This is a genomic window from Mycobacterium sp. BMJ-28, assembly GCF_054404835.1.
Genome location: NZ_CM136783.1, coordinates 2,442,876 through 2,460,472, shown reverse-complemented (window position 1 = coordinate 2,460,472; position 17,597 = coordinate 2,442,876). Strand labels below are relative to the sequence as shown.

Sequence of the window (17,597 nt, the reverse complement as noted above, 5' to 3'; positions counted from 1 at the left end):
GTGAACCACAGCACGACAGTAGTGCGCCGCCCGGCAGCACAGGTACATCGGCGACAATATGTCTGTGAGTGCAACGGTGACCGCAATCCCCCAGCTGGTGCTCTTCGACCTCGACGGAACCCTGACCGATTCCGCCGACGGCATCGTGGCCAGCTTCCGGCACGCGCTGGACACCGTCGGCGTGCCGGTTCCCGATGGGGATCTGGCCGGGCGGATCGTCGGGCCGCCCATGCACCACACGCTGGCCGCGCTGGGGCTCGGCGAGCGTGTCGACGACGCGATGGCCGCCTACCGGGCGGACTACACCACCCGCGGCTGGGCGATGAACAGCCTGTTCGACGGGATCCCCACCCTGCTCGATGATCTGCGCGCCGCCGGGGTGCGGCTGGCCGTCGCCACGTCGAAAGCCGAGACCACCGCGCGGCGCATCCTGGCCCACTTCGGGCTGGACGGCTATTTCGAGGTGATCGCGGGCGCCAGCTCGGACGGCACCCGGGCCGCCAAGGCCGATGTGGTGGCCCATGCCCTGGCGCAGCTGACCCCGCTGCCCGAACGCGTGCTGATGATCGGCGACCGCTCCCACGACGTGGAAGGCGCCGGCCGGCACGGTATCGGCACCGTCGTCGTCGGCTGGGGCTACGGCGGTGGCGATTTCGACGGACCGGACGCTCCTGCGCCGCTGCACCGGGTGGCCACCATCGCGGATCTGCGGGCGGTGCTGGGTGTCTGACCTGCACGTCACCTTCATCTGCTCGGGGAACATCTGCCGGTCCCCGATGGCGGAGAAGATGTTCGCCCATCAGATCTCCGAACGCGGGCTGGCCGGCGTGGTGCAGGTGAGCAGCGCGGGCACCGGCGGCTGGCATGCGGGTGAACCCGCCGACCATCGCACCAATGAGGTTCTGCGCCAACACGGTTACCCCACTTCGCACCGCGCGGCGCAGATCGACGACCACCACCTGGCCGCCGACATGGTGGTCGCGATGGGCCGCAACCACACCCGCTTCCTCAAGGAGATGGGTGTGCCGCCGGAACGACTGCGGATGATGCGGTCCTTCGACCCGCGCTCGGGCGCCTTCGCCCTCGACGTGGAGGACCCCTATTACGGTTCGCTCAGCGACTTTCAGGATGTGTTCGACGTCATCGACGCGTCGCTGACCGGTCTGCACGGGTGGGTCGACGAGCGGTTGGGCTCGCAGCGATGAGGCGCTGGGCGTTCCTGTTCCGGCCGCAGTGGCTGGCGCTGTTCGTCGTGGTGCTCGCCTTCGCCTGGTTGTGTTTCACCGTCCTGGCGCCGTGGCAGCTGGGCAAGAATACCAAGACCTCGCGGGAGAATTCGCAGATCGCCGGCTCACTGTCGGCCGATCCCGTTCCGTTGACCAGCCTTCTGCCGCATCAGGATTCGTCGGCTCCGGACCAGCAGTGGCACCGGGTGAGCGCCACCGGACGGTATCTGCCCGCCGCGCAGGTGGTCGCCCGATTGCGGTCGGTGGACGGTGACCCGGCCTATGAGGTGCTCACCCCGTTCGCGGTGGATCACGGACCGACGGTGCTGGTGGACCGCGGCTACGTCAAACCCGAGCAGGGCACCGCGCTGCCGCCGTTCGCCGCCCCTCCGGCCGGCCAGGTCACCATCGTGGCCCGGCTGCGCGATGCCGAGGGTGTGGTGCCGGGCAAGGATCCGTTCCGGGCCGACGGCGCCCAGCAGGTGTACTCGATCAACCCGGGCCAGGTCACGCAGGTCACCGGGGTCCCGCTGACGGGGTCGTATCTGCAGCTGGTGGACAACCAGCCCGGCGGTCTCGGCGTCATCCCGCTGCCTCATCTGGATGCCGGCCCGTTCCTGTCCTACGGCATCCAGTGGATCGCGTTCGGCATCGTCGCGCCGATCGGGTTGGGCTACTTCATCATCGCCGAGGTGAAGGCTCGGCGCCGGGAGAAGACTGCTGCCCCGGCCGACACGCCGGACCTCACCCCGCAGACGGCCGAGGAGAAGCTCGCCGACCGATACGGACGGCGACGCTGACCGCTGCCACCGTGGCCAGCGCCTGGACCGCCCGCGACAGCCGGACCGCGCGGCGCAGGTCGCCCGGCCGCGGGGACGGACCGTCGCCCAGGGCCGGCCGGATCTCCAGCCGGTGCCGGTACTGGGTGGGGCCGCCGAGCCGCACTCCCAGCGCGCCGGCGAAGGAAGCCTCGGCCACCCCGGCATTGGGGCTGGGGTGTTTGCGGGCATCCCGGCGCCACGCCCGCCAGGCCGCGCCCGGCGCGCCGGACACCGCGACCACGCAGAGCCCGGTCGCCCGGGCCCCGCAGTAGTTCAGCACATCGTCGAATCGCGCTGCGGCCCAGCCGAACCGCTCATACCGCGGCGAGTGGTGCCCGATCATCGCATCGAGGGTGTTGGCGCCGCGGTACACCAGTAGCCCGGGCACGCCGGCGATCGCACCCCACAGGATCGGCGCGACCTGCGCGTCGGAGGTGTTCTCGGCCACCGATTCCAGCGCGGCGCGGGCCAGCCCGTCGGCATCCAGAACCGAGGGGTCGCGGCCGCACAGGGACGGCAGCAGGGCCCGCGCCCCGGCGATGTCGTCCGCGCCGAGCCGGTCGGCCATCTGCGCGCCGGTGCGCGCCAGCGAGGTGCCACCGAGCACCACCCAGGTGGTCACCGCGGTGACGGCGAAGGTCCAGCGCGGCCCCCGCCGGGCCGCGGCGCGCTCGGCGGCCACGCCCAAGGCGGCCAGCCCGCCCAGCAGTACGGTGGTGTACCCCGCCCCGGCGGCCCGGTTGTCGGCGTAGCAGCGTCGTTCCAGGGCCGCGGCGGCCGTCCCGAACGCCGCCACCGGGTGGCCACGGCGCGGATCGGCCCAGTACAGGTCGGCGAGATAGCCGGCCGCCAGCCCGGCGGCACGAGCAGTGTGTCCAAACACGACGGGCAGCGTCTCACAAGGTGCTGTACTCGATTGCATGAGGCTGGGACCACCGCGTCACCCCCGGCGCGTCATCGACCTGCTCAACCCGGTCGCGGCGCTGGCACCTGCGGCCAACGTCATCATGCAGCTCTCGCTGCCCGGCGTCGGCTACGGCGTGCTGGAAAGCCCGGTGGACAGCGGCAATGTGTACCTGCATCCGTTCAAGCGGGCCCGCACCACCGGCACCTATCTGGCGGCGGCCACCTGTGGCACCGATGCCGATCGCGCCCTGATCCGGGCCGCGGTGGACCGTGCCCATGCTCGGGTCCGTTCAAGGCCGTCAAGCCCGGTGCGTTACAACGCTTTCGACCCGAAACTGCAGTTGTGGGTGGCGGCCTGCCTGTACCGCTACTACATCGACCAGCATGAGTACTTGTACGGGCCACTGGACGACGAATCGGCCGACGCGATCTATGCCGATGCCCGGTCGTTGGGCACCACGCTGCAGGTGCGTGCGGACATGTGGCCGGCGGACCGGGCCGCGTTCGACGAGTACTGGAAACGCACCCTCGACGAGCTCCGCGTCGACGAGCCGGTGCGGGACCACCTGTACGGCGTGGCGTCGGTGGCATTCCTGCCCGCACCGCTCCGGCAACTGGCCGGGCCGCCGATCCTCTTCGCCACCAAGGGTTTTCTGCCCAGCTCGTTCCGCGCGCTGATGAAACTGGACTGGACGCCGGATGACCAGCGCCGGTTCGCGTTGCTGCTGGCGGGATTGCGGATCGCCGACCGGATGGTGCCGCGGGAGGTCTGGCGGTTCGGTTACCAGCTGTACCTCTGGGACATGCGGGTGCGGGCCCGTTTCGGAAGACCAGTGATCTGAAAGGGATGTCATGTCATTTGCACCTTTGAACCATGTGGCGGTCACCGTGAGCGATCTCGACGTCAGCGGGCCGTGGTACCGCGCGCTGATCGGATTCGATCCGGTGCTCGACGAACCCACCGACGGCGGATTCCGGCACCTGGTCTGGGCGCTGGACGGCGGGACGCTGTTCGGCATCCATCAGCATGACCGCGGGATCGAATCCGGTGTGTTCACCGAGTTTCGGGCCGGTCTGGACCATGTCGGCTTCGGCTGTGCGTCCCGCTCCGAACTGCAGGAGTGGGCGTCACGGCTCGACGAGCTGGGTATCACCCACGGTGGCGTGGTGGATGCGCATTACGGGTCGGGTCTGAGCTTTCGGGACCCCGACGGGATCGCGCTGGAGTTCTTCGCGCCGCCGGAGTGACGGTCAGGGGGTCGGGTTGAGCGGCAGTCCGCAGCGCGTCCGGAAGTCCAGCGCCGGCTGACGCAGCCCCTTGAGATCCTGCTCCACGGTCGGGTTCGCCGCATAGTAGGCCTCCACCTGACGTCCGATATCGGCCTTCGGCTGGCCCTTGAGGCCGGTAAAGAAATCGTTGACGTCCGGATGCGCGATCAGGTAGTTCGACGTGTCGAAACTGACGCCCGACATCACTCGCGCCAGCTCGGCCGCCGAACACGGCGGCGGCACCGGGGCATCCGGATCCGCGGCGGCGACGGCGGCGGCACCACCGCTCAGCAGCGCCGCGGCCAATGCGCCGGTGCCGAGCACTCTGCGAACGGAGAGCAACATGTTGGCTCCTTCATCGAGGGATTGTCGGTTCGTGGTCGTGGTGCTCAGCGCCGACCGCCGCGGCCACCGCCGATGACGGGGCCGCCGCCGATGGTGGGGCCACCCGGCCTGCCCGGGTTCCAGTCGACGTCGATGTCCCAGTCGTCGTCGCCGCAGTAGTAGTCGTATTCGCAGGGGTAGGGGACGCCTGCCGTCGCCTGCCGCGGCACACCGTCCGCGCCGCGGGCTTCACCCTGGGCGCATACGGTGACACCGTTGTTGTACGTGCAGTCGGCCAGGGCCTGAGGCGCCGCGACGACAGCCGCGAAGGGGGCAGTCGCCGTCACCAATCCCAATATCAGGTAGCGCCGCGCTGTTCGCATGATTGGCCCCTTTATGCGATTGACGGCCGAATGACCGTATGCGCAACTCTAGGCGCGAAAAACTCATAGATAACGGTTTTCATCAATCCTCCTCGAGGAAATTCACTGCGCAAACAATTTCGTTTCACGAACCAGAAAGTGATCACGTCGGATTGGGAAACCCATTGCAGTGAATTCACTTTCGCCCGTCGTCCTGCAGCGGGATGCTCTGTTCGAAGCAGAAGACATTTCCGGGATCGTATTTCGCCTTGATCGCGCGCAGCCTGTCGACGTTGGTTCCCCAATAGGCGGTCTCCCAGTCTTCGAGGCCTGCGTGGGGCACGTTGACGTAGGCGCCGTGCACGTAGGGCGCCAGCGCCGCACTGAATTCGGCTATCCAGGACAGGCACGGCCCGGTGAGCGGATCGGCGCCGGGCGCCACCGGGGTGTCACCGCGCCGGGGTCCCCAGCCGGCACCTGGCTCGGCGTAGAACAGTGCGTTGCGATGCGCGAACACCGACCCGCCGGTCGGCTCGCTGTCGGCGACGGCACCACCGAAGGCGTTGGTGAAGTAGTTGCAGTCGGCGGTGGGAGCCTGCGACATGTATGCGCAGATAATGCCGATGACCTTGGCGGGGAACGGATGTGAAATGAATTGCGAGGTGAATTTCCAGTTCGCCGGCTCATCGGGTGTCGGTATCTGGAATCCGGCGTAGGTCTGCGCCCAACTCCCGGCCGTCGCCGAGACCTCAGGCGTCCCGACCGACAGTATCGGCGCAAGCAGCCGCAGCGCATCGGCTTCCGACCCGGACGCGAGCACACCGACCAACTGCACCTCGTCACGACGGATCTCCAGTTGGCTGGTGAGTCGGCGCTCGGCATGGGGTGCGCAGCGCTGCCAAGCGTCGAACACCGGGGGGAGGTCACCGAGACCGCGCCATTTCGCGGTGACGTAGATGACCTGAGCCAGCGGATGGACCCGGTAGGTCAGCGCGGTGACGATTCCGAAATTGCCGTTTCCTGCGCCACGTAGGGCCCAGAGCAGATCGGTGTGATGGTGCTCGTCGGCGACGATCGCGGTGGCGTCGTCGCTTCCCGTGGCGACGACGATCTCTGCGGCCATCAGATTGTCCGACGCCATCCCGAATCGACGGGTGAGCAGTCCGAGACCACCGCCAAGGGTCGCGCCGACCAACCCGACGGTTCCCTCGGTTCCGGTGGGTGCGGCCAGGCCGGCCGCGCCAAGCGCGGTGACGGCTTCCATCTGTGTGAGGCCGGCTCCGACGGTCGCGGTGCACACGGCCGCGTCGATCGATACCGACTTCAGTTCACTGACATCGATCACGATCCCGTCATCCACGGTGGACCAGCCCTCGAGGCAGTGCCCTCCGCTGCGTGCCCGCACCGGGACGCGGTGGCGCCGCGCCCACGCCAGGGCATTGACGACATCACCGGTTTCCTGGGCGAAGACGATCGCTCGCGGCCGGTGCCGGAACAGCAGGTTCCAGCTGGTGCTGGCGTCGGCGTAGCCGGCGTCGCCGGGGCACACCACGCGGCCGGTCAGCGCGGTCATGCCGCTACCACGGGCACCTGGTCGTCGTCCGCTTCGCTGTCGAGCACATCGCGGTGGAAGATCACCATGTACGCGAAGTAGACGCCGCCGGCCAGGATCAAGCCCAGGACGACCAAGGACGGGACGGTGGCGTCGCCGGGGGTGACGAGGAAGACCAGGGCGGCACCTACCCAGACCAACGCAGCGACCGACACCGGAACCTCGAAGCGACCGAGACTGAACCCACCTTCCTTGTGGTCCAACCGTTTCCGCACCACGAGATAGAGGATCACGATGGCGCCGTAGATCAGGGCCGGCAGAATGGTGCCACCGAGAATCAGCTGCAGCAGTGCGTGTCCGGGCAGCGCGAGCATCAAGACGACGCCGATCACGACGATCAGGATCGTCGCCGGCACCGGCGTCTTCGTCGTGGCGTTGACCCGCCGCATCAGCGCGTGCGCCGGGAACCGTCGATCGCGGGCCATCGCGAAAACCTGGCGCGCACAGGCGGCCATCACCACCATGCCGGCACCGAACATCGCAAAGGACAAGCCCGCCAGCAGGATCCGTTCCGCCACCGGCCCCAGCTGACCGCGGATGATCGCCGCGACCGGTGACTCGCTGGCGCTCACCGCTGGGATGTCCTTGATGGCGGCTGTCAAAGCGATCAGGAACGCAAGACCCAGCACTGCCGCCGCCACGACCGAGGACACGATTGCGCGCGGGACGGTGCGGAACGGGTCCTTGGCTTCCTCGGCGAGATTCGCCGCGGAGTCGAATCCGATGAGGGTCAGCAATCCCATGAGCATCCCGGCCATCAGGCCGCCGCCCAGCCCGAAGTAGTCGGGCGCGTCGGCGGTGATACCGCGTGAGGTGAGGTTGTCGAAGGTGCCACTGCCGGTGAACAACATCACCGCCACCAAGGCGATCACCAGCACCACCACGATGGCCAGTTCCAGCCCGACCGCGGCGGAACTGATCAAGCCGAGCAGGCGGGTGGAGGCGATCACCAGCACGGCCTGCACGATCAGGATCACCACCGTGATCATCCGTGCGGTGTCCTCGCTTTCGGGCAGGCCGACCAGCGGCATGAACGCCTGACTGGCCAGCGCGTTGTCCATCGCCACCACACCGGTCGCCAGGTACCAGAAGGTCAGCCAGCCGAACAGCCAGCCGATCTTCGGGTTGGCCAGACGTGAAGCCCATTGGTAGGAAGATCCGCTGAGCGCAATGCGGGCGGCGAACTGAGCGACCACCAGCGCCACCAGCGTCTGCCCCACCGACGCGATGATCCACAACCAGATTCCCACCGGCCCGGCGGTGCCGAGCAGGTTCTCGTAGGACGCGAAGATGCCGACGGCCACCGAGATGAACGCGAACGAGATCGCGAACACCTGGAACTGGCCCAGGGTTCGCTTCAGTTCCGGATCGGCGCCATCACCCGCTGGAGCAACTTCCGCGACGCGCTCTGCAGTCATCGTGCGTCCGATCGTTGGAGGCGGGTGATGCAGGAACCCTAGGTGACGGCGGCATCAATAACTTACGATTGCGTCAAATACTTTGCTGTGCTTCACGACGGGGTCCCGGCTGCGCGATCATCACTGTGCGAACCGGACTGGGACTGCGAGCGGCCCCCGAATCGCCGGTGTGTCACGCCATGTCACAGGGCCGTCCAGAACGGGTCGGCGCTCCAGGATCCGCCGGAGGGCCGTGGTGATTTCCAGCCGAGCCAACGCCGCGCCGAGACAGTAGTGCGCTCCGTGACCGAAACTCAGTGGTGCGGGACCGGGCCGGCCGGGGCGGAACCGGACAGGGTCTGCGTACACAGCGGGGTCTCGATTTGCGGCCGCTACGACTACAAGTGCTGTTTCACCGCAACGGATGTCGACGCCGGCGACAGACTGATCGACGGTGGCGGTTCGACCAGCCGCCTGCACTGGACCATCGAGACGGAGCAACTCGGTGAGCACCGCAGCTTCTCCTGGATCGATGTGATCAGCCAGACGGGATTCGTCGGAATCGGGTGTGAGGAGCCGGACGAGTCCCGCCCCGAGGAGATTGGCTGTCGTCTCGTGGCCGGCGACGCCGAGCAGGAGTGCGGTGACCACGACCTCGTCGAGACTCAACGTCGAATCGCCGGCCAGGAAGCTCAGCAAGTCATCGCTGGGGTGGAATCGGCGATCGGCAGCTGCGGGAAGTAGGTCGCCGATCAGAGCTGCCGATGCGGCGATGCCCGCCTGGAGCTCGCACTCATCGGCGAAACCGCCGAGGATTCGGATGATGGCCGGCGAATGCTCACGCAGACTGGCGCACTGGTCAGCGTCGAGCCCCAGCCACGCGCCGATAACGGCGATCGGCAGCGGAAGCGCAATGTTTGTCATCAGATCGACGGGCTCGTCGGTTGCGATCGCCGAGACCACATCGTGGCAGATCGTCTCGATGCCTACCTGCAGGCCGTCGATGAAAGTGCGGCTGAAAACATCCCGCGTGGCGGCGCGCAGGCGGCTGTGTACGGGGCCGTCAGCGAACAGCATGTTGGCATCGATGACAGCTGAGCTCAGCACCGCGGTGACCTCAGCGGCCGTGTTGGCGCGCGGGTCACTCGACCAGTGCTGCCCGGTAAGCACTTCGCGCGCGGCGTCATAGCTCAGCACCAACCAAGCGTGCGCGGTGTCGTCCCAGACCACGTCACCGACACGTCGCCGTTCCTCGTAGAACGGGTAAGGGTCACCGGCATCCCAGGGCAGGAGCGGCGACGTGAGATCAGGGGTGGTCATGATGCTCCAATGCACCAGGTAGGTTCCGCTCCCTGACCCACGTGTGGTGCTGTTTGCCGAGTTCGGTGACAGGTTCGGCGACGCCGTCCATGTCGTCGAACATCGCCCGGGCCGGCAAGGTGGCGCCGAGCCCTGCCACCACGCTGCTCACTGCGAGGGTCAGGCGGCTGACGAACACGAAGTCGTCAGGCGCACTCATGCGTGCCATTGGATGATCGGCAGAGCGGGCATCGAAGATGCCACGAACGACGCGCCGGGTGGTATCCGATGTGTAGGTCGCCGGTTGAGGCGCCACGGCGGACTCGTAGAGGATGTCCGCTTGCCACCGGTAGAGCTCGTCGGCGGTGAGGTCGGAGTCGACGGTGAGGAAGCCCGCCTGCACCATGAGCTTTCGGTAGTCCTCTTTGCGGCCCTCAAGGACTGCGCGAGTCATCCCTACGATTGTCTGGCGCAGCATTTCGGGCAACACCTTGATACAGCCGAAGTCCAGGAAGCCGACGGTGCCGTCATGGTTGAAGCGGTAGTTGCCGGGGTGAGGATCAACGTGCAGCAGATTCGCATGCCGAAGGTTCGCTTGGCTGAACCGACTGATCACTTCGGCCCACCTGTTGCGCAGATCCTGATCAGCCTGTTGCGCTTCAGGCCAGCCGATTCCGTCGAGATAGGTCATGGTCAGAACGCGCCCGCTGGAGGATTCGGGGATGACCTCGGGGATGCGGATGAAGGGGTGACCTCGGTAGAGGTCGCTGAATGCGCCGATCATCTCGGCTTCGTGCCGGTAGTCGACTTCCTCGGAAATCCTTGCGGCCGCCTCGCGGGCTACCGACCGCACATCCGCGCTCATTCCGGATGCGGCCGCGGCAAACCGCAGAAACGTCGCCAGCAACTCAGTGTTGGCGAGGTCATCGCGGATGGCCTGATCGACGCCGGGGTATTGAATCTTCACCACGACCCGTCGGCCGTCCATGAGCACGGCGCGGTGCACTTGCCCGACGGACGCGGCGGCGATGGGCTGGACGCTGAATTCGTCGAAGTGCGTTGCCGCCGCACCTAATTCGGTATCAAGTACTTCGCGGACCAGGTCCGGGTGCATCGGTGGGGCATCGGCTTGCAATCGCGTCATCGCCCGCTGGTACGGCACGAATCCCCCGGTGCCAACCGAGCTATGGTCGAGCAGCGACATCAACTGGCCGGCCTTCATCAGCACGCCTTTGGAATGCCCGAGCAGTTCAGCGTACCGCTCGGCAGTGCGTTCGTGGAACTGCTCGACCGCACCATCGGTCCCAGTCTTTTCCCGCAGTCCTGCAACGAGTCTGCCGCCGACGGCACGCGCGGTGAACCCGGCCAGCGGCATCGTGCGGCGCAGTCGACCGCGCGGCACGTCAGCGTTTGACGGTTTCATGACGACGCACCCCGAAGTCGTTTCATGCGGTGCCGCATCCCGGCTAGCACGGGACGGTCCTTGCCACGGATTCGTGGTCGTCAAGCGCTCCGGGCAACCCGCGGTCGCGCACCCAAGCATGATGGCGCTTACCCAAATCGGTGAGTGGCGCGGCCACACCATCCATATCGTCAGCGATCGAGCGAGCCGGTAGTGTCGCGTTCAAGCCACCGCAGATATTGGTGAGCGCTTGCTGGACGCGTGGCGCGAACACGAAGTCCTCGGGCGCGGACATGCGCGACAAGGGGTTAGCCGCATCCAAGCCGAACAGCCATCGAGCTGACCGAGCGCCACAGTCAGGCGTAAAAGTGAATGGCTGCTGATCGGCGACGAGTTCGTAGAACACATGCGAGTAAAACTCGTAGACATCAGCAGCGGTCAGCGGGGACTCGACCGTGAGGAAGCCGGCATCCACCAATACCGCGCGCAGATCGTCTTTTCGGTCGTCGAGGACGTTGCGTACTACAGCTACCCACTGTCGGCGCTTCAGTTCGGGAAGAGATTTGACACAACCGAAGTCGACGAAGCCGACCGTACCATCGGATTTGAAGCGGTAATTGCCCGGATGAGGATCCGCATGTAGCAGGTTGGCATGCCGAAAGTTGCCGTACGAGAATCGCAGAATGACCTCGGCCCAGACGTCTTTCAGATCTTGATCGGCACCTTGCGCTGCTCCCCAATCCATGCCATCGAGATAGGTCATCGTCAGCACGCGGTCACTTGACGCTTCGGCGATGACGTCAGGTACGCGAATGAATGGGTGTCCGCGGTACAAATCGCTGAACGTCTCGATGGTGGCGGCTTCCCGCCGATACTCGACCTCCTCACCGATCCGCACCGTCAACTCGCGCGCCAACGCCCGTGGGTCAAAGACCATGCCCGACGCGGAGGTGGCAAAACGCAGAAACGTCGCTACCAGTTCGGTGTTGGCGAGGTCGTCACGGATCGCCTGTGCAACTCCGGGATATTGGACCTTCACCGCGACCTGACGCCCATCCCGTAGCAGCGCCCGGTGCACCTGTCCGATGGATGCCGCTGCGATTGGAATGTCGGTGAAGTCAGCGAATGCGTCCATGCCAGAGCGAATTTCGGCATTGAGCACCTTGCGCACCAAGTCAGGTGCCATCGGGGGTGCATCCGACTGCAACCGCACCAACGCCTTCTGGTACGGAGCGAAACCCCCCGTTCCGATACCTTGCATGTCGATCATCGAGGCCAGTTGCCCGATCTTCATGAGCGCGCCCTTGGAGTGGCCGAGAAGCTCGGCGTACCGCTCGGCGGTGGAGGCGTGGAATCGCTGCACCGCGCCCCCGTTACCGGCACGTTCACGCAATTCTGCGACGAGCCGGCCGCCGGCCGCACGAGCGGTGAACCCGGCCAGCGGCATCGTCCGGCGAATTCGCCCTTGTGCAATGGGCTTGTCCTGATGCGGCATATGCAACACTCCCGTCTTGCCCAACCTTCGGGTAAAGTGGTTATGTACAGACAGTAAGTGATCACTTTGGAGGAGTCAATGACTGCGCCGACTTCCACCCGGGAGCGCATCCTGGCCGAGGCAATGCGGTTGTTCAGCGACAAAGGTTTTGAGGCCACCAGTGTCTCCCAAATCGAGACTGCCGCTGGCTTGGCCGCCGGTTCCGGTGCCCTCTATCGGCACTTCAAGTCCAAAGATGCCCTGCTGATCGCAGGTATCGATCGCCAACTCGACCGCCGCGCCGCCATGCACGACATCCGGGCACTCTTCGCCGGCCTGGGTGACCTGCACAGCGAACTCACAGTGCTCGGCCGCTACCTACTGACCGTGATCGACCAAGAAGCCGAGCTGCTACAAATCGCCGCGCGAACCCCCGCAGGATTGTCGGATCGTCTCGATACCGCGTATGCCGCGCTTGTCGACGGACTGACCCACGAACTGGACGGATGGGTCGCGGCGTGGGCGCCAGACGCCGAGCCAGCGCAGACGAGGACGCTGGCCGCGCTCGGCATCAACAGCCTGCTCGGAGAGCGCTTGGCCACAAACATCTTTCGGCGACCGAACCCGCCGGCCTCCGATGATCGCTACCTCAACGAGTGGACAGCGGTACTCTCCGCCCGCGTCCGATCGTTCGGATCATCACGCTGAGGTAGTCACCTCGTGAAGTGCGGCTGCGACTGCGGTAGAGGGAAATTCCGTCTCAAGGTGGCCACCGTGAAGTTGCCAGTAGAACTTGTTCATCAGAGTGCTGGTGGGGGCGAGGCGCCGGATCGTCTCGGCGAACGGGGCCGGAACCCCTTCGGTGACGCCGGTTAGGGCACACCGCTGCATCCAAGCGTTGCGGGTAGGAACATCGGGGAAAGCGATGAACTTACCGAGGATGGCATTACTCAGTTCGGCAGCGCAGTGCGCGACGTCGTGATCACTATGCATTGCGAGAAAGCGGCCTTCGGCGTCGTCCAGCTGAAAATCAGATGCGGCCGCAAGACCGAAATCGGAGACCACAAGATGCTGGCCGGTAGTCAGGATGTTGTCGAGGTGAGCGTCAAAGTGTACCAACCCATGTGCGCGCATCTGTTTGGCTGCGGCGACCAACTCCCCGACAGCGTTCACGACCATTTCCGTTGCATTCGAATCTAATTGGTCATTCAACCAACCGCGGAGCGTCAACGGAATGTGTTCCGTAAAGAGGACCACGACCATGCTGGCTTCCGAGAGCGCACGCAGTCGCGCCTCAACCGCTCCCGAGTTGCGCCAGAATTTCACCGCGCGCGCGATCTCGGCCTCGGCAAATTCGCGTCGAAGGTTGCGCATGATTCGCCAGTGATACAGCAACGGGAAGGAACCGCGCCCATTCAATGCGACCAAGTCGCTCACCATCTCGTGGGTCGCAACTTCTCGCCAGGCATTGAACCCGGTCGACCCTTCGCCAACACCGTAGTGGTACCACGGCGGAAGCGCGAAGAGATTGCGTGTGTCACCCGGGCCGGCGTCGAACTCAAGGTCTGACAGCTTGATCGCCTTGGCAAACACGGGTAAGCCGTCGACCTCGATTGATTGCGTCGCTCCCCCAATGCCGAACCGGGGTGCCGTGCCCGCGTCCAGCAGAGTGCGCAACCCACTGTCAGACAGCGCGGATAGTTTTGCCGCGACCGCGTCGTGCGTGGCCAGCCGACCCTGCTCCACCATCAGATGGCTGTCGGCGCCTGTTGGGTTTGCCGCACCAGGTAAATCAGCGGACGACCGCGGTCGTCGAGGGTCTCGTGGTGGCGTTGGAAGCCAATCTTGTCTAGGACACGCAGCGAGGGTTCGTTCCACCCTCCGACCGTTGACCAGATACGGCAGCGCCCGGTTGCGAATGCCGCATCCATCACCGCCCGGGCTGCCTCGGTCGCATAGCCGTGCCCATGAAATCGCTTGAACAATTCACAAGCGATCTCCGGTTCCTCGAGAGAGCATCGCCCGATGATGAGACCGCAATAGCCCAGCGGTACGTCATCAGCCCGCCGGCGAATCGTGAGTAACCCGATGCCCGTGTCGCGGGCACGGCGCCGCTGCTCGACCAACCGACGGCGGACGTCCTGCACTGACTCGGTGGTCCCACCATCACGCTCACCGAGCAGTTCGTGGTTCCACTCAGCGTCACCCTCATCACGGAAAAGCAGACGCAGCCTTTGAGTGAGGATCAACGGCTGCATACTCGCGTACCGCATCATCGCGCTACTGCCCTCCTGTCCATCACCGTACTGAACACCGAGGCGGGGCCACGATCGAATCCAACAGACGGAGTGCGTACGAGGGAGTGAACGTTGTCACCACATACCCGCATCGCCGAGGCTCGTTTGACTTCCGTTCAGTCGCGTTTCGCCTCGTAGCGCAGCAGGACCGTGCCACCCGGGAAGGTCCGGTTCTCCAACAGTCGCAGCGAGATCCACGACGGCAGGGCCGGGAAGAACGGGGTGCCGCCACCCACGGCGGTGGGCGCGATGACGATCCGGTATTCGTCCACCAGTCCGGCCTGCACGATCGGTGCGGCCAGCGTCGCGCCGGCCACCTCGAGTGTGCCGTCGGTTTCGGCTTTCAGCTTCGTCACCACCTCCACCGGGTCGCCGCGTTCCAGGCGGGAGTTCCAGTCGACGGACTTGCACGTGCGCGAAAACACCACCTTGGGCATGGCGCGCCAGATGCGGGCGAAGTCGACGATCAACGGGGAGGCGTCGGGGTCCTCATCGGCGGTCGGCCAGTACGCGGACATCAATTCGTAGAGCCGCCGGCCGTAGAACGCGCACGCCGTCTCCCGCTCGAAGTCGTTCCAGTACTGGTGCAGTTCTTCACTCGGATCGCCCCAGTCGATGTTGCCTTGCGCGTCGGCGATGTACCCGTCCACTGACACGTTGAAGCCATAAATGAGTCTGCCCATGCAGATCAGACTGCACCGGAGGGGCAAAACTCATCGCGACGCCACGCGAAGCCAGCACTACAACCGTCGGACATCGAGGCCGATCTCCACCGCGGCACCGTCACGTGCCTGCACGAAATAGGCCCCCGCATGCGAATTTTCGGCGACCGCTTCGGCGAGCTCGGTGCCACGATAGAGCAGTCCTGCACCGTCATCGGTGGCGTAGGCGGCCGGCAAGATCCCGCCTCCCACCAATTCGTGCAGCAGAGGGCGACGCTGATCTTCGCAGTCGTAATGCACGCCATTGGCGTACGGCACGAAACCCAGGCCGTTGGTCACCGGTTGGAGCTGCGGCCCGAACGAATCGGTGCTGCCGCCGGTATGCCAGCAGATCGAGCCCGCCGACGTGCCGGTCAGCACCACACCGGCCTGCCACGCAGCATGCAACGCCTCATCGAGCCCATGCAGGCGCCACATCGCCAGAAGCCCGGCGACGCTGCCGCCGAACACCCACACCACATCGTGCTCCAGCAGATGGGCGGTGATATCGGCGACCGTGGGCATCGGAAACAACGCCAGATGCGATGGGATGAAACCCCGATCCTGCGCGGCCTCGGTGAGGTAGTGCAGGACCGCTTTGTCGTCACCCATCGCGGTGGCCAGCAGACAGATCCGCGGCGCGCGGCCGCTGACGCCGGACAACTCCACCGCGAAGTCGGTCAGCGCCGTAAAGCGGAGATGGGTTCGCTTCCCGGTCCCGATTCCCCCACTGGTGGCCAGGATGGTGGGCGCGTCGGCAGGCATGGTGTGACCGTAGGTGTGCACCACAAGCAGCACAACCGAATACCTGGTGCCGCACGCGCGCCGTTGTCAGCGCAGGTGGTTGATCATCGCGACGCCGAGCGGGCCGCGCCCCTGCCCGACCACTCGAAAGCCCTTTCGCTGGTAGAGACGCTGGGCAGGGTTGCGTACGTGCACGTTCGTGCACATCGCGTCGGTGGTCGCGGCGCAACGGACCAACAGTGCATCCAGCAGCAAGCCGCCGACACCGCAGCCACGCCGGCCCGGTGCGACAGCAATGCACAGTTCGGGCAATGGCAGGCCAGCTGCGTCAACAAGCAATGGTGGATCGCTGTGCCAGGTCCACACCGCTCCGACCGGTACGCCGCCGTCGTCCTCTGCGATGATTGGGATTTCCCCAGCGGGCGGGAGCATGCTCAGCACCTCCTCGTCGTCGGGTGCTGGAAGCGGCCAGTCCTCGATGATGCAGGCGTGGCGCGCCATCTCGACGACGAAAGCGTCATCGTCAGGGTTCGCTGCGCGCAATCGCTCGCCGGGTTCGCGTGCCATCTGCAGATTGTGGCAGCCGCACGCAGACCAGCGGTCACTCGAGTGCGTGACGGATCGTGGCGTGCAGATGCATGTCATGCCAGCCATCTGCATGTAGCTCCGCGCTGCGTTTCGTTCCCTCCAGATCGAAACCGGCGCGCACAGCGACCTTGCAGGACGATTGGTTGTGGACCGAATGCTCCAGCTCCAGTCGGTGGAACCCCGTCTGGAATGCCCAACTAGTCAGCGCCGCAACAGCGCCAGATGCCACGCCCCGTCCTCGGTGTGCAGGTGACGTCCAGTAGGCCACCCCACCGCAGCCGTCACCGAGGTCGATGGATTTAAGTGCCACCCGACCCCACAACAACCCGTCGTCTGCGCCGGTGACGGCCCATTGGGCGTTCCCGGCTGACCACCCTGCGAACCACGCCCGGATCCACGACTGCACCTCGGCATGCGACGCCGCGGCTCGCACATGCCACCGCTGGATAGCTGGGTCACCGTACGCATCAAATACCGCCACAGTATCGGCGAGCTGCCATGGTCGAAGCATCAATCCATCTCTGCCGTCAATGATCGGCTGGGGATGGTCGCGAAAGATCGCGGCCGGAACCACGTCACTGGTCAGCCTAGGCATCTGTCCATTGTCTCGGATACCACCGGGACTGCGGCCCTAAAAGACTGTCTGCGCAATAATCGCCGCCACCTGCTCGGCCGTGACGCCGGCAGTGTCGATGACCTCGGCCGCGTCGTGCAGCCAGGTGTGGGCCGCGTCGGCGTAAGCCTTCAAGTGGTCGAAACGAAACGACGAGGGACCCATGTCGGTGTCGCCCTCGATGCGCTGACGAAGCGTTTCCTGGTCGGCATGTAATACGTAGTGCCGTAACGGGATTGCGTGTTGCGCAAGCCCGGCGCTGATCTCGCGCCAGTATCGCTCCACCAGCACCGTCATGGGCACCACGAGCGTGCCGCCGGTGTAGTCGAGGACGTGCCGAGCGGTCTCCACCACGAGAGCACGCCACGGCGGCCAGTGCTGGAAGTTGTCGGTGTCCGGCAGGCCTGGCCGGATGTCCATGAGTGTCTCGCCCACCTTCTCGGCGTCGAACACTCGCGAGTCCGGAATGAGCTTCTGGACCAGGCCGCTGGTGGTCGTCTTACCCGAGCCATGGGTGCCGTTGATCCACACGATCACAACAAATGACGTTACCTGCGCATCG

21 protein-coding genes are annotated in these 17,597 nt (G+C 65.6%); 6 read left to right on the top strand and 15 right to left on the bottom strand.

Features of this window, described 5'->3' with window-relative positions; all coding sequences use genetic code 11:
• Positions 1-58: 58 nt before the first annotated feature.
• From ACXPWS_RS12120 to ACXPWS_RS12110, 3 genes are read left to right on the top strand one after another with little or no spacing between them, the layout of a single operon-like run.
• Complete coding sequence (locus tag ACXPWS_RS12120) at positions 59-730, top strand: HAD hydrolase-like protein (protein WP_458712664.1); 672 nt, start codon at positions 59-61, stop codon at positions 728-730.
• Between the two features lie 46 nt (positions 731-776).
• Entirely contained in the window at positions 777-1,205 is a 429-nt protein-coding gene (locus ACXPWS_RS12115) for a low molecular weight protein-tyrosine-phosphatase (RefSeq protein WP_458713504.1), read from the top strand.
• On the top strand, positions 1,202-2,026 hold the full coding sequence (locus ACXPWS_RS12110) for an SURF1 family cytochrome oxidase biogenesis protein (RefSeq protein ID WP_458712663.1): 825 nt from the start codon (positions 1,202-1,204) through the stop codon (positions 2,024-2,026). Before ACXPWS_RS12115 ends, ACXPWS_RS12110 begins: the two co-directional genes overlap by 4 nt.
• On the opposite strand, the gene ACXPWS_RS12105 is transcribed toward ACXPWS_RS12110, so the two are convergent.
• Positions 1,971-2,969, bottom strand: a complete 999-nt coding sequence (locus tag ACXPWS_RS12105; protein ID WP_458712662.1) for a cobalamin biosynthesis protein — start codon at positions 2,967-2,969, stop codon at positions 1,971-1,973. The two genes, ACXPWS_RS12110 and ACXPWS_RS12105, sit on opposite strands and share 56 nt — an antisense overlap.
• On the opposite strand from ACXPWS_RS12105, the gene ACXPWS_RS12100 reads away from it, so the two are divergent.
• Both ACXPWS_RS12100 and ACXPWS_RS12095 read left to right on the top strand, forming a co-directional pair.
• Entirely contained in the window at positions 2,968-3,795 is an 828-nt protein-coding gene (locus tag ACXPWS_RS12100) for an oxygenase MpaB family protein (protein WP_458712661.1), read from the top strand. The genes ACXPWS_RS12105 and ACXPWS_RS12100 overlap by 2 nt on opposite strands.
• A 10-nt stretch (positions 3,796-3,805) precedes the next feature.
• Positions 3,806-4,201, top strand: a complete 396-nt coding sequence (locus tag ACXPWS_RS12095) for a VOC family protein (protein WP_458712660.1) — start codon at positions 3,806-3,808, stop codon at positions 4,199-4,201.
• 3 nt (positions 4,202-4,204) lie between these two features.
• Here the strand turns inward: ACXPWS_RS12095 and ACXPWS_RS12090 are convergent, their stop codons facing one another.
• The 7 genes from ACXPWS_RS12090 to ACXPWS_RS12060 all read right to left on the bottom strand — a co-directional run bounded on the left by ACXPWS_RS12090 (position 4,205) and on the right by ACXPWS_RS12060 (position 12,113).
• On the bottom strand, positions 4,205-4,567 hold the full coding sequence (locus ACXPWS_RS12090; protein ID WP_458712659.1) for a heme-binding protein: 363 nt from the start codon (positions 4,565-4,567) through the stop codon (positions 4,205-4,207).
• Between the two features lie 44 nt (positions 4,568-4,611).
• The gene (locus tag ACXPWS_RS12085) at positions 4,612-4,929 is read right to left on the bottom strand and encodes a hypothetical protein (RefSeq protein ID WP_458712658.1); all 318 of its coding nucleotides are present in this window, start codon (positions 4,927-4,929) and stop codon (positions 4,612-4,614) included.
• A 175-nt stretch (positions 4,930-5,104) separates the two neighbouring features.
• Complete coding sequence (locus tag ACXPWS_RS12080; protein ID WP_458712657.1) at positions 5,105-6,481, bottom strand: FAD-binding oxidoreductase; 1,377 nt, start codon at positions 6,479-6,481, stop codon at positions 5,105-5,107.
• Entirely contained in the window at positions 6,478-7,938 is a 1,461-nt protein-coding gene (locus tag ACXPWS_RS12075) for an APC family permease (protein ID WP_458712656.1), read from the bottom strand. Before ACXPWS_RS12075 ends, ACXPWS_RS12080 begins: the two co-directional genes overlap by 4 nt.
• 120 nt (positions 7,939-8,058) lie before the next feature.
• Positions 8,059-9,237, bottom strand: a complete 1,179-nt coding sequence (locus tag ACXPWS_RS12070) for a cytochrome P450 (RefSeq protein WP_458712655.1) — start codon at positions 9,235-9,237, stop codon at positions 8,059-8,061.
• Complete coding sequence (locus tag ACXPWS_RS12065) at positions 9,224-10,639, bottom strand: ABC1 kinase family protein (RefSeq protein ID WP_458712654.1); 1,416 nt, start codon at positions 10,637-10,639, stop codon at positions 9,224-9,226. Before ACXPWS_RS12065 ends, ACXPWS_RS12070 begins: the two co-directional genes overlap by 14 nt.
• A gap of 43 nt (positions 10,640-10,682) precedes the next feature.
• Complete coding sequence (locus tag ACXPWS_RS12060) at positions 10,683-12,113, bottom strand: ABC1 kinase family protein (RefSeq protein ID WP_458712653.1); 1,431 nt, start codon at positions 12,111-12,113, stop codon at positions 10,683-10,685.
• 78 nt (positions 12,114-12,191) lie between these two features.
• Between ACXPWS_RS12060 and ACXPWS_RS12055 the strand changes: the two genes are divergently transcribed.
• Positions 12,192-12,800, top strand: coding sequence for a TetR/AcrR family transcriptional regulator (locus tag ACXPWS_RS12055; RefSeq protein WP_458712652.1), 609 nt, complete (start codon positions 12,192-12,194; stop codon positions 12,798-12,800).
• On the opposite strand, the gene ACXPWS_RS12050 is transcribed toward ACXPWS_RS12055, so the two are convergent.
• From ACXPWS_RS12050 to ACXPWS_RS12020, 7 genes are all read right to left on the bottom strand, one after another.
• The gene (locus ACXPWS_RS12050) at positions 12,792-13,841 is read right to left on the bottom strand and encodes a BUD32 family EKC/KEOPS complex subunit (RefSeq protein WP_458712651.1); all 1,050 of its coding nucleotides are present in this window, start codon (positions 13,839-13,841) and stop codon (positions 12,792-12,794) included. The genes ACXPWS_RS12055 and ACXPWS_RS12050 overlap by 9 nt on opposite strands.
• Positions 13,841-14,350 carry a GNAT family N-acetyltransferase gene (locus tag ACXPWS_RS12045; protein ID WP_458712650.1) on the bottom strand — a complete coding sequence of 170 codons (510 nt, stop codon included), beginning with the start codon at positions 14,348-14,350 and terminating at the stop codon, positions 13,841-13,843. Before ACXPWS_RS12045 ends, ACXPWS_RS12050 begins: the two co-directional genes overlap by 1 nt.
• A gap of 155 nt (positions 14,351-14,505) precedes the next feature.
• Entirely contained in the window at positions 14,506-15,072 is a 567-nt protein-coding gene (locus tag ACXPWS_RS12040; protein WP_458712649.1) for a dihydrofolate reductase family protein, read from the bottom strand.
• 57 nt (positions 15,073-15,129) lie between these two features.
• On the bottom strand, positions 15,130-15,855 hold the full coding sequence (locus ACXPWS_RS12035) for a Type 1 glutamine amidotransferase-like domain-containing protein (protein WP_458712648.1): 726 nt from the start codon (positions 15,853-15,855) through the stop codon (positions 15,130-15,132).
• Between the two features lie 66 nt (positions 15,856-15,921).
• On the bottom strand, positions 15,922-16,401 hold the full coding sequence (locus ACXPWS_RS12030; RefSeq protein ID WP_458712647.1) for an N-acetyltransferase family protein: 480 nt from the start codon (positions 16,399-16,401) through the stop codon (positions 15,922-15,924).
• Between the two features lie 34 nt (positions 16,402-16,435).
• Entirely contained in the window at positions 16,436-17,017 is a 582-nt protein-coding gene (locus ACXPWS_RS12025; RefSeq protein ID WP_458712646.1) for a GNAT family N-acetyltransferase, read from the bottom strand.
• 36 nt (positions 17,018-17,053) lie between these two features.
• On the bottom strand, positions 17,054-17,572 hold the full coding sequence (locus ACXPWS_RS12020) for an AAA family ATPase (protein ID WP_458712645.1): 519 nt from the start codon (positions 17,570-17,572) through the stop codon (positions 17,054-17,056).
• Between the last annotated feature and the right edge of the window lie 25 nt (positions 17,573-17,597).

What these genes read in the sequence shown, in the direction of transcription:
- ACXPWS_RS12120 (WP_458712664.1), top strand. Translation starts at nt 59, where the DNA reads ATGTCTGTGAGTGCAACGGTGACCGCAATCCCCCAGCTGGTGCTCTTC.
- ACXPWS_RS12115 (WP_458713504.1), top strand. Translation starts at nt 777, where the DNA reads ATGGCGGAGAAGATGTTCGCCCATCAGATCTCCGAACGCGGGCTGGCC.
- ACXPWS_RS12110 (WP_458712663.1), top strand. Translation starts at nt 1,202, where the DNA reads ATGAGGCGCTGGGCGTTCCTGTTCCGGCCGCAGTGGCTGGCGCTGTTC.
- ACXPWS_RS12100 (WP_458712661.1), top strand. Translation starts at nt 2,968, where the DNA reads ATGAGGCTGGGACCACCGCGTCACCCCCGGCGCGTCATCGACCTGCTC.
- ACXPWS_RS12105 (WP_458712662.1), bottom strand. Translation starts at nt 2,969, where the DNA reads ATGCAATCGAGTACAGCACCTTGTGAGACGCTGCCCGTCGTGTTTGGA.
- ACXPWS_RS12095 (WP_458712660.1), top strand. Translation starts at nt 3,806, where the DNA reads ATGTCATTTGCACCTTTGAACCATGTGGCGGTCACCGTGAGCGATCTC.
- ACXPWS_RS12090 (WP_458712659.1), bottom strand. Translation starts at nt 4,567, where the DNA reads ATGTTGCTCTCCGTTCGCAGAGTGCTCGGCACCGGCGCATTGGCCGCG.
- ACXPWS_RS12085 (WP_458712658.1), bottom strand. Translation starts at nt 4,929, where the DNA reads ATGCGAACAGCGCGGCGCTACCTGATATTGGGATTGGTGACGGCGACT.
- ACXPWS_RS12080 (WP_458712657.1), bottom strand. Translation starts at nt 6,481, where the DNA reads ATGACCGCGCTGACCGGCCGCGTGGTGTGCCCCGGCGACGCCGGCTAC.
- ACXPWS_RS12075 (WP_458712656.1), bottom strand. Translation starts at nt 7,938, where the DNA reads ATGACTGCAGAGCGCGTCGCGGAAGTTGCTCCAGCGGGTGATGGCGCC.
- ACXPWS_RS12070 (WP_458712655.1), bottom strand. Translation starts at nt 9,237, where the DNA reads ATGACCACCCCTGATCTCACGTCGCCGCTCCTGCCCTGGGATGCCGGT.
- ACXPWS_RS12065 (WP_458712654.1), bottom strand. Translation starts at nt 10,639, where the DNA reads ATGAAACCGTCAAACGCTGACGTGCCGCGCGGTCGACTGCGCCGCACG.
- ACXPWS_RS12060 (WP_458712653.1), bottom strand. Translation starts at nt 12,113, where the DNA reads ATGCCGCATCAGGACAAGCCCATTGCACAAGGGCGAATTCGCCGGACG.
- ACXPWS_RS12055 (WP_458712652.1), top strand. Translation starts at nt 12,192, where the DNA reads ATGACTGCGCCGACTTCCACCCGGGAGCGCATCCTGGCCGAGGCAATG.
- ACXPWS_RS12050 (WP_458712651.1), bottom strand. Translation starts at nt 13,841, where the DNA reads ATGGTGGAGCAGGGTCGGCTGGCCACGCACGACGCGGTCGCGGCAAAA.
- ACXPWS_RS12045 (WP_458712650.1), bottom strand. Translation starts at nt 14,350, where the DNA reads ATGCAGCCGTTGATCCTCACTCAAAGGCTGCGTCTGCTTTTCCGTGAT.
- ACXPWS_RS12040 (WP_458712649.1), bottom strand. Translation starts at nt 15,072, where the DNA reads ATGGGCAGACTCATTTATGGCTTCAACGTGTCAGTGGACGGGTACATC.
- ACXPWS_RS12035 (WP_458712648.1), bottom strand. Translation starts at nt 15,855, where the DNA reads ATGCCTGCCGACGCGCCCACCATCCTGGCCACCAGTGGGGGAATCGGG.
- ACXPWS_RS12030 (WP_458712647.1), bottom strand. Translation starts at nt 16,401, where the DNA reads ATGGCACGCGAACCCGGCGAGCGATTGCGCGCAGCGAACCCTGACGAT.
- ACXPWS_RS12025 (WP_458712646.1), bottom strand. Translation starts at nt 17,017, where the DNA reads ATGCCTAGGCTGACCAGTGACGTGGTTCCGGCCGCGATCTTTCGCGAC.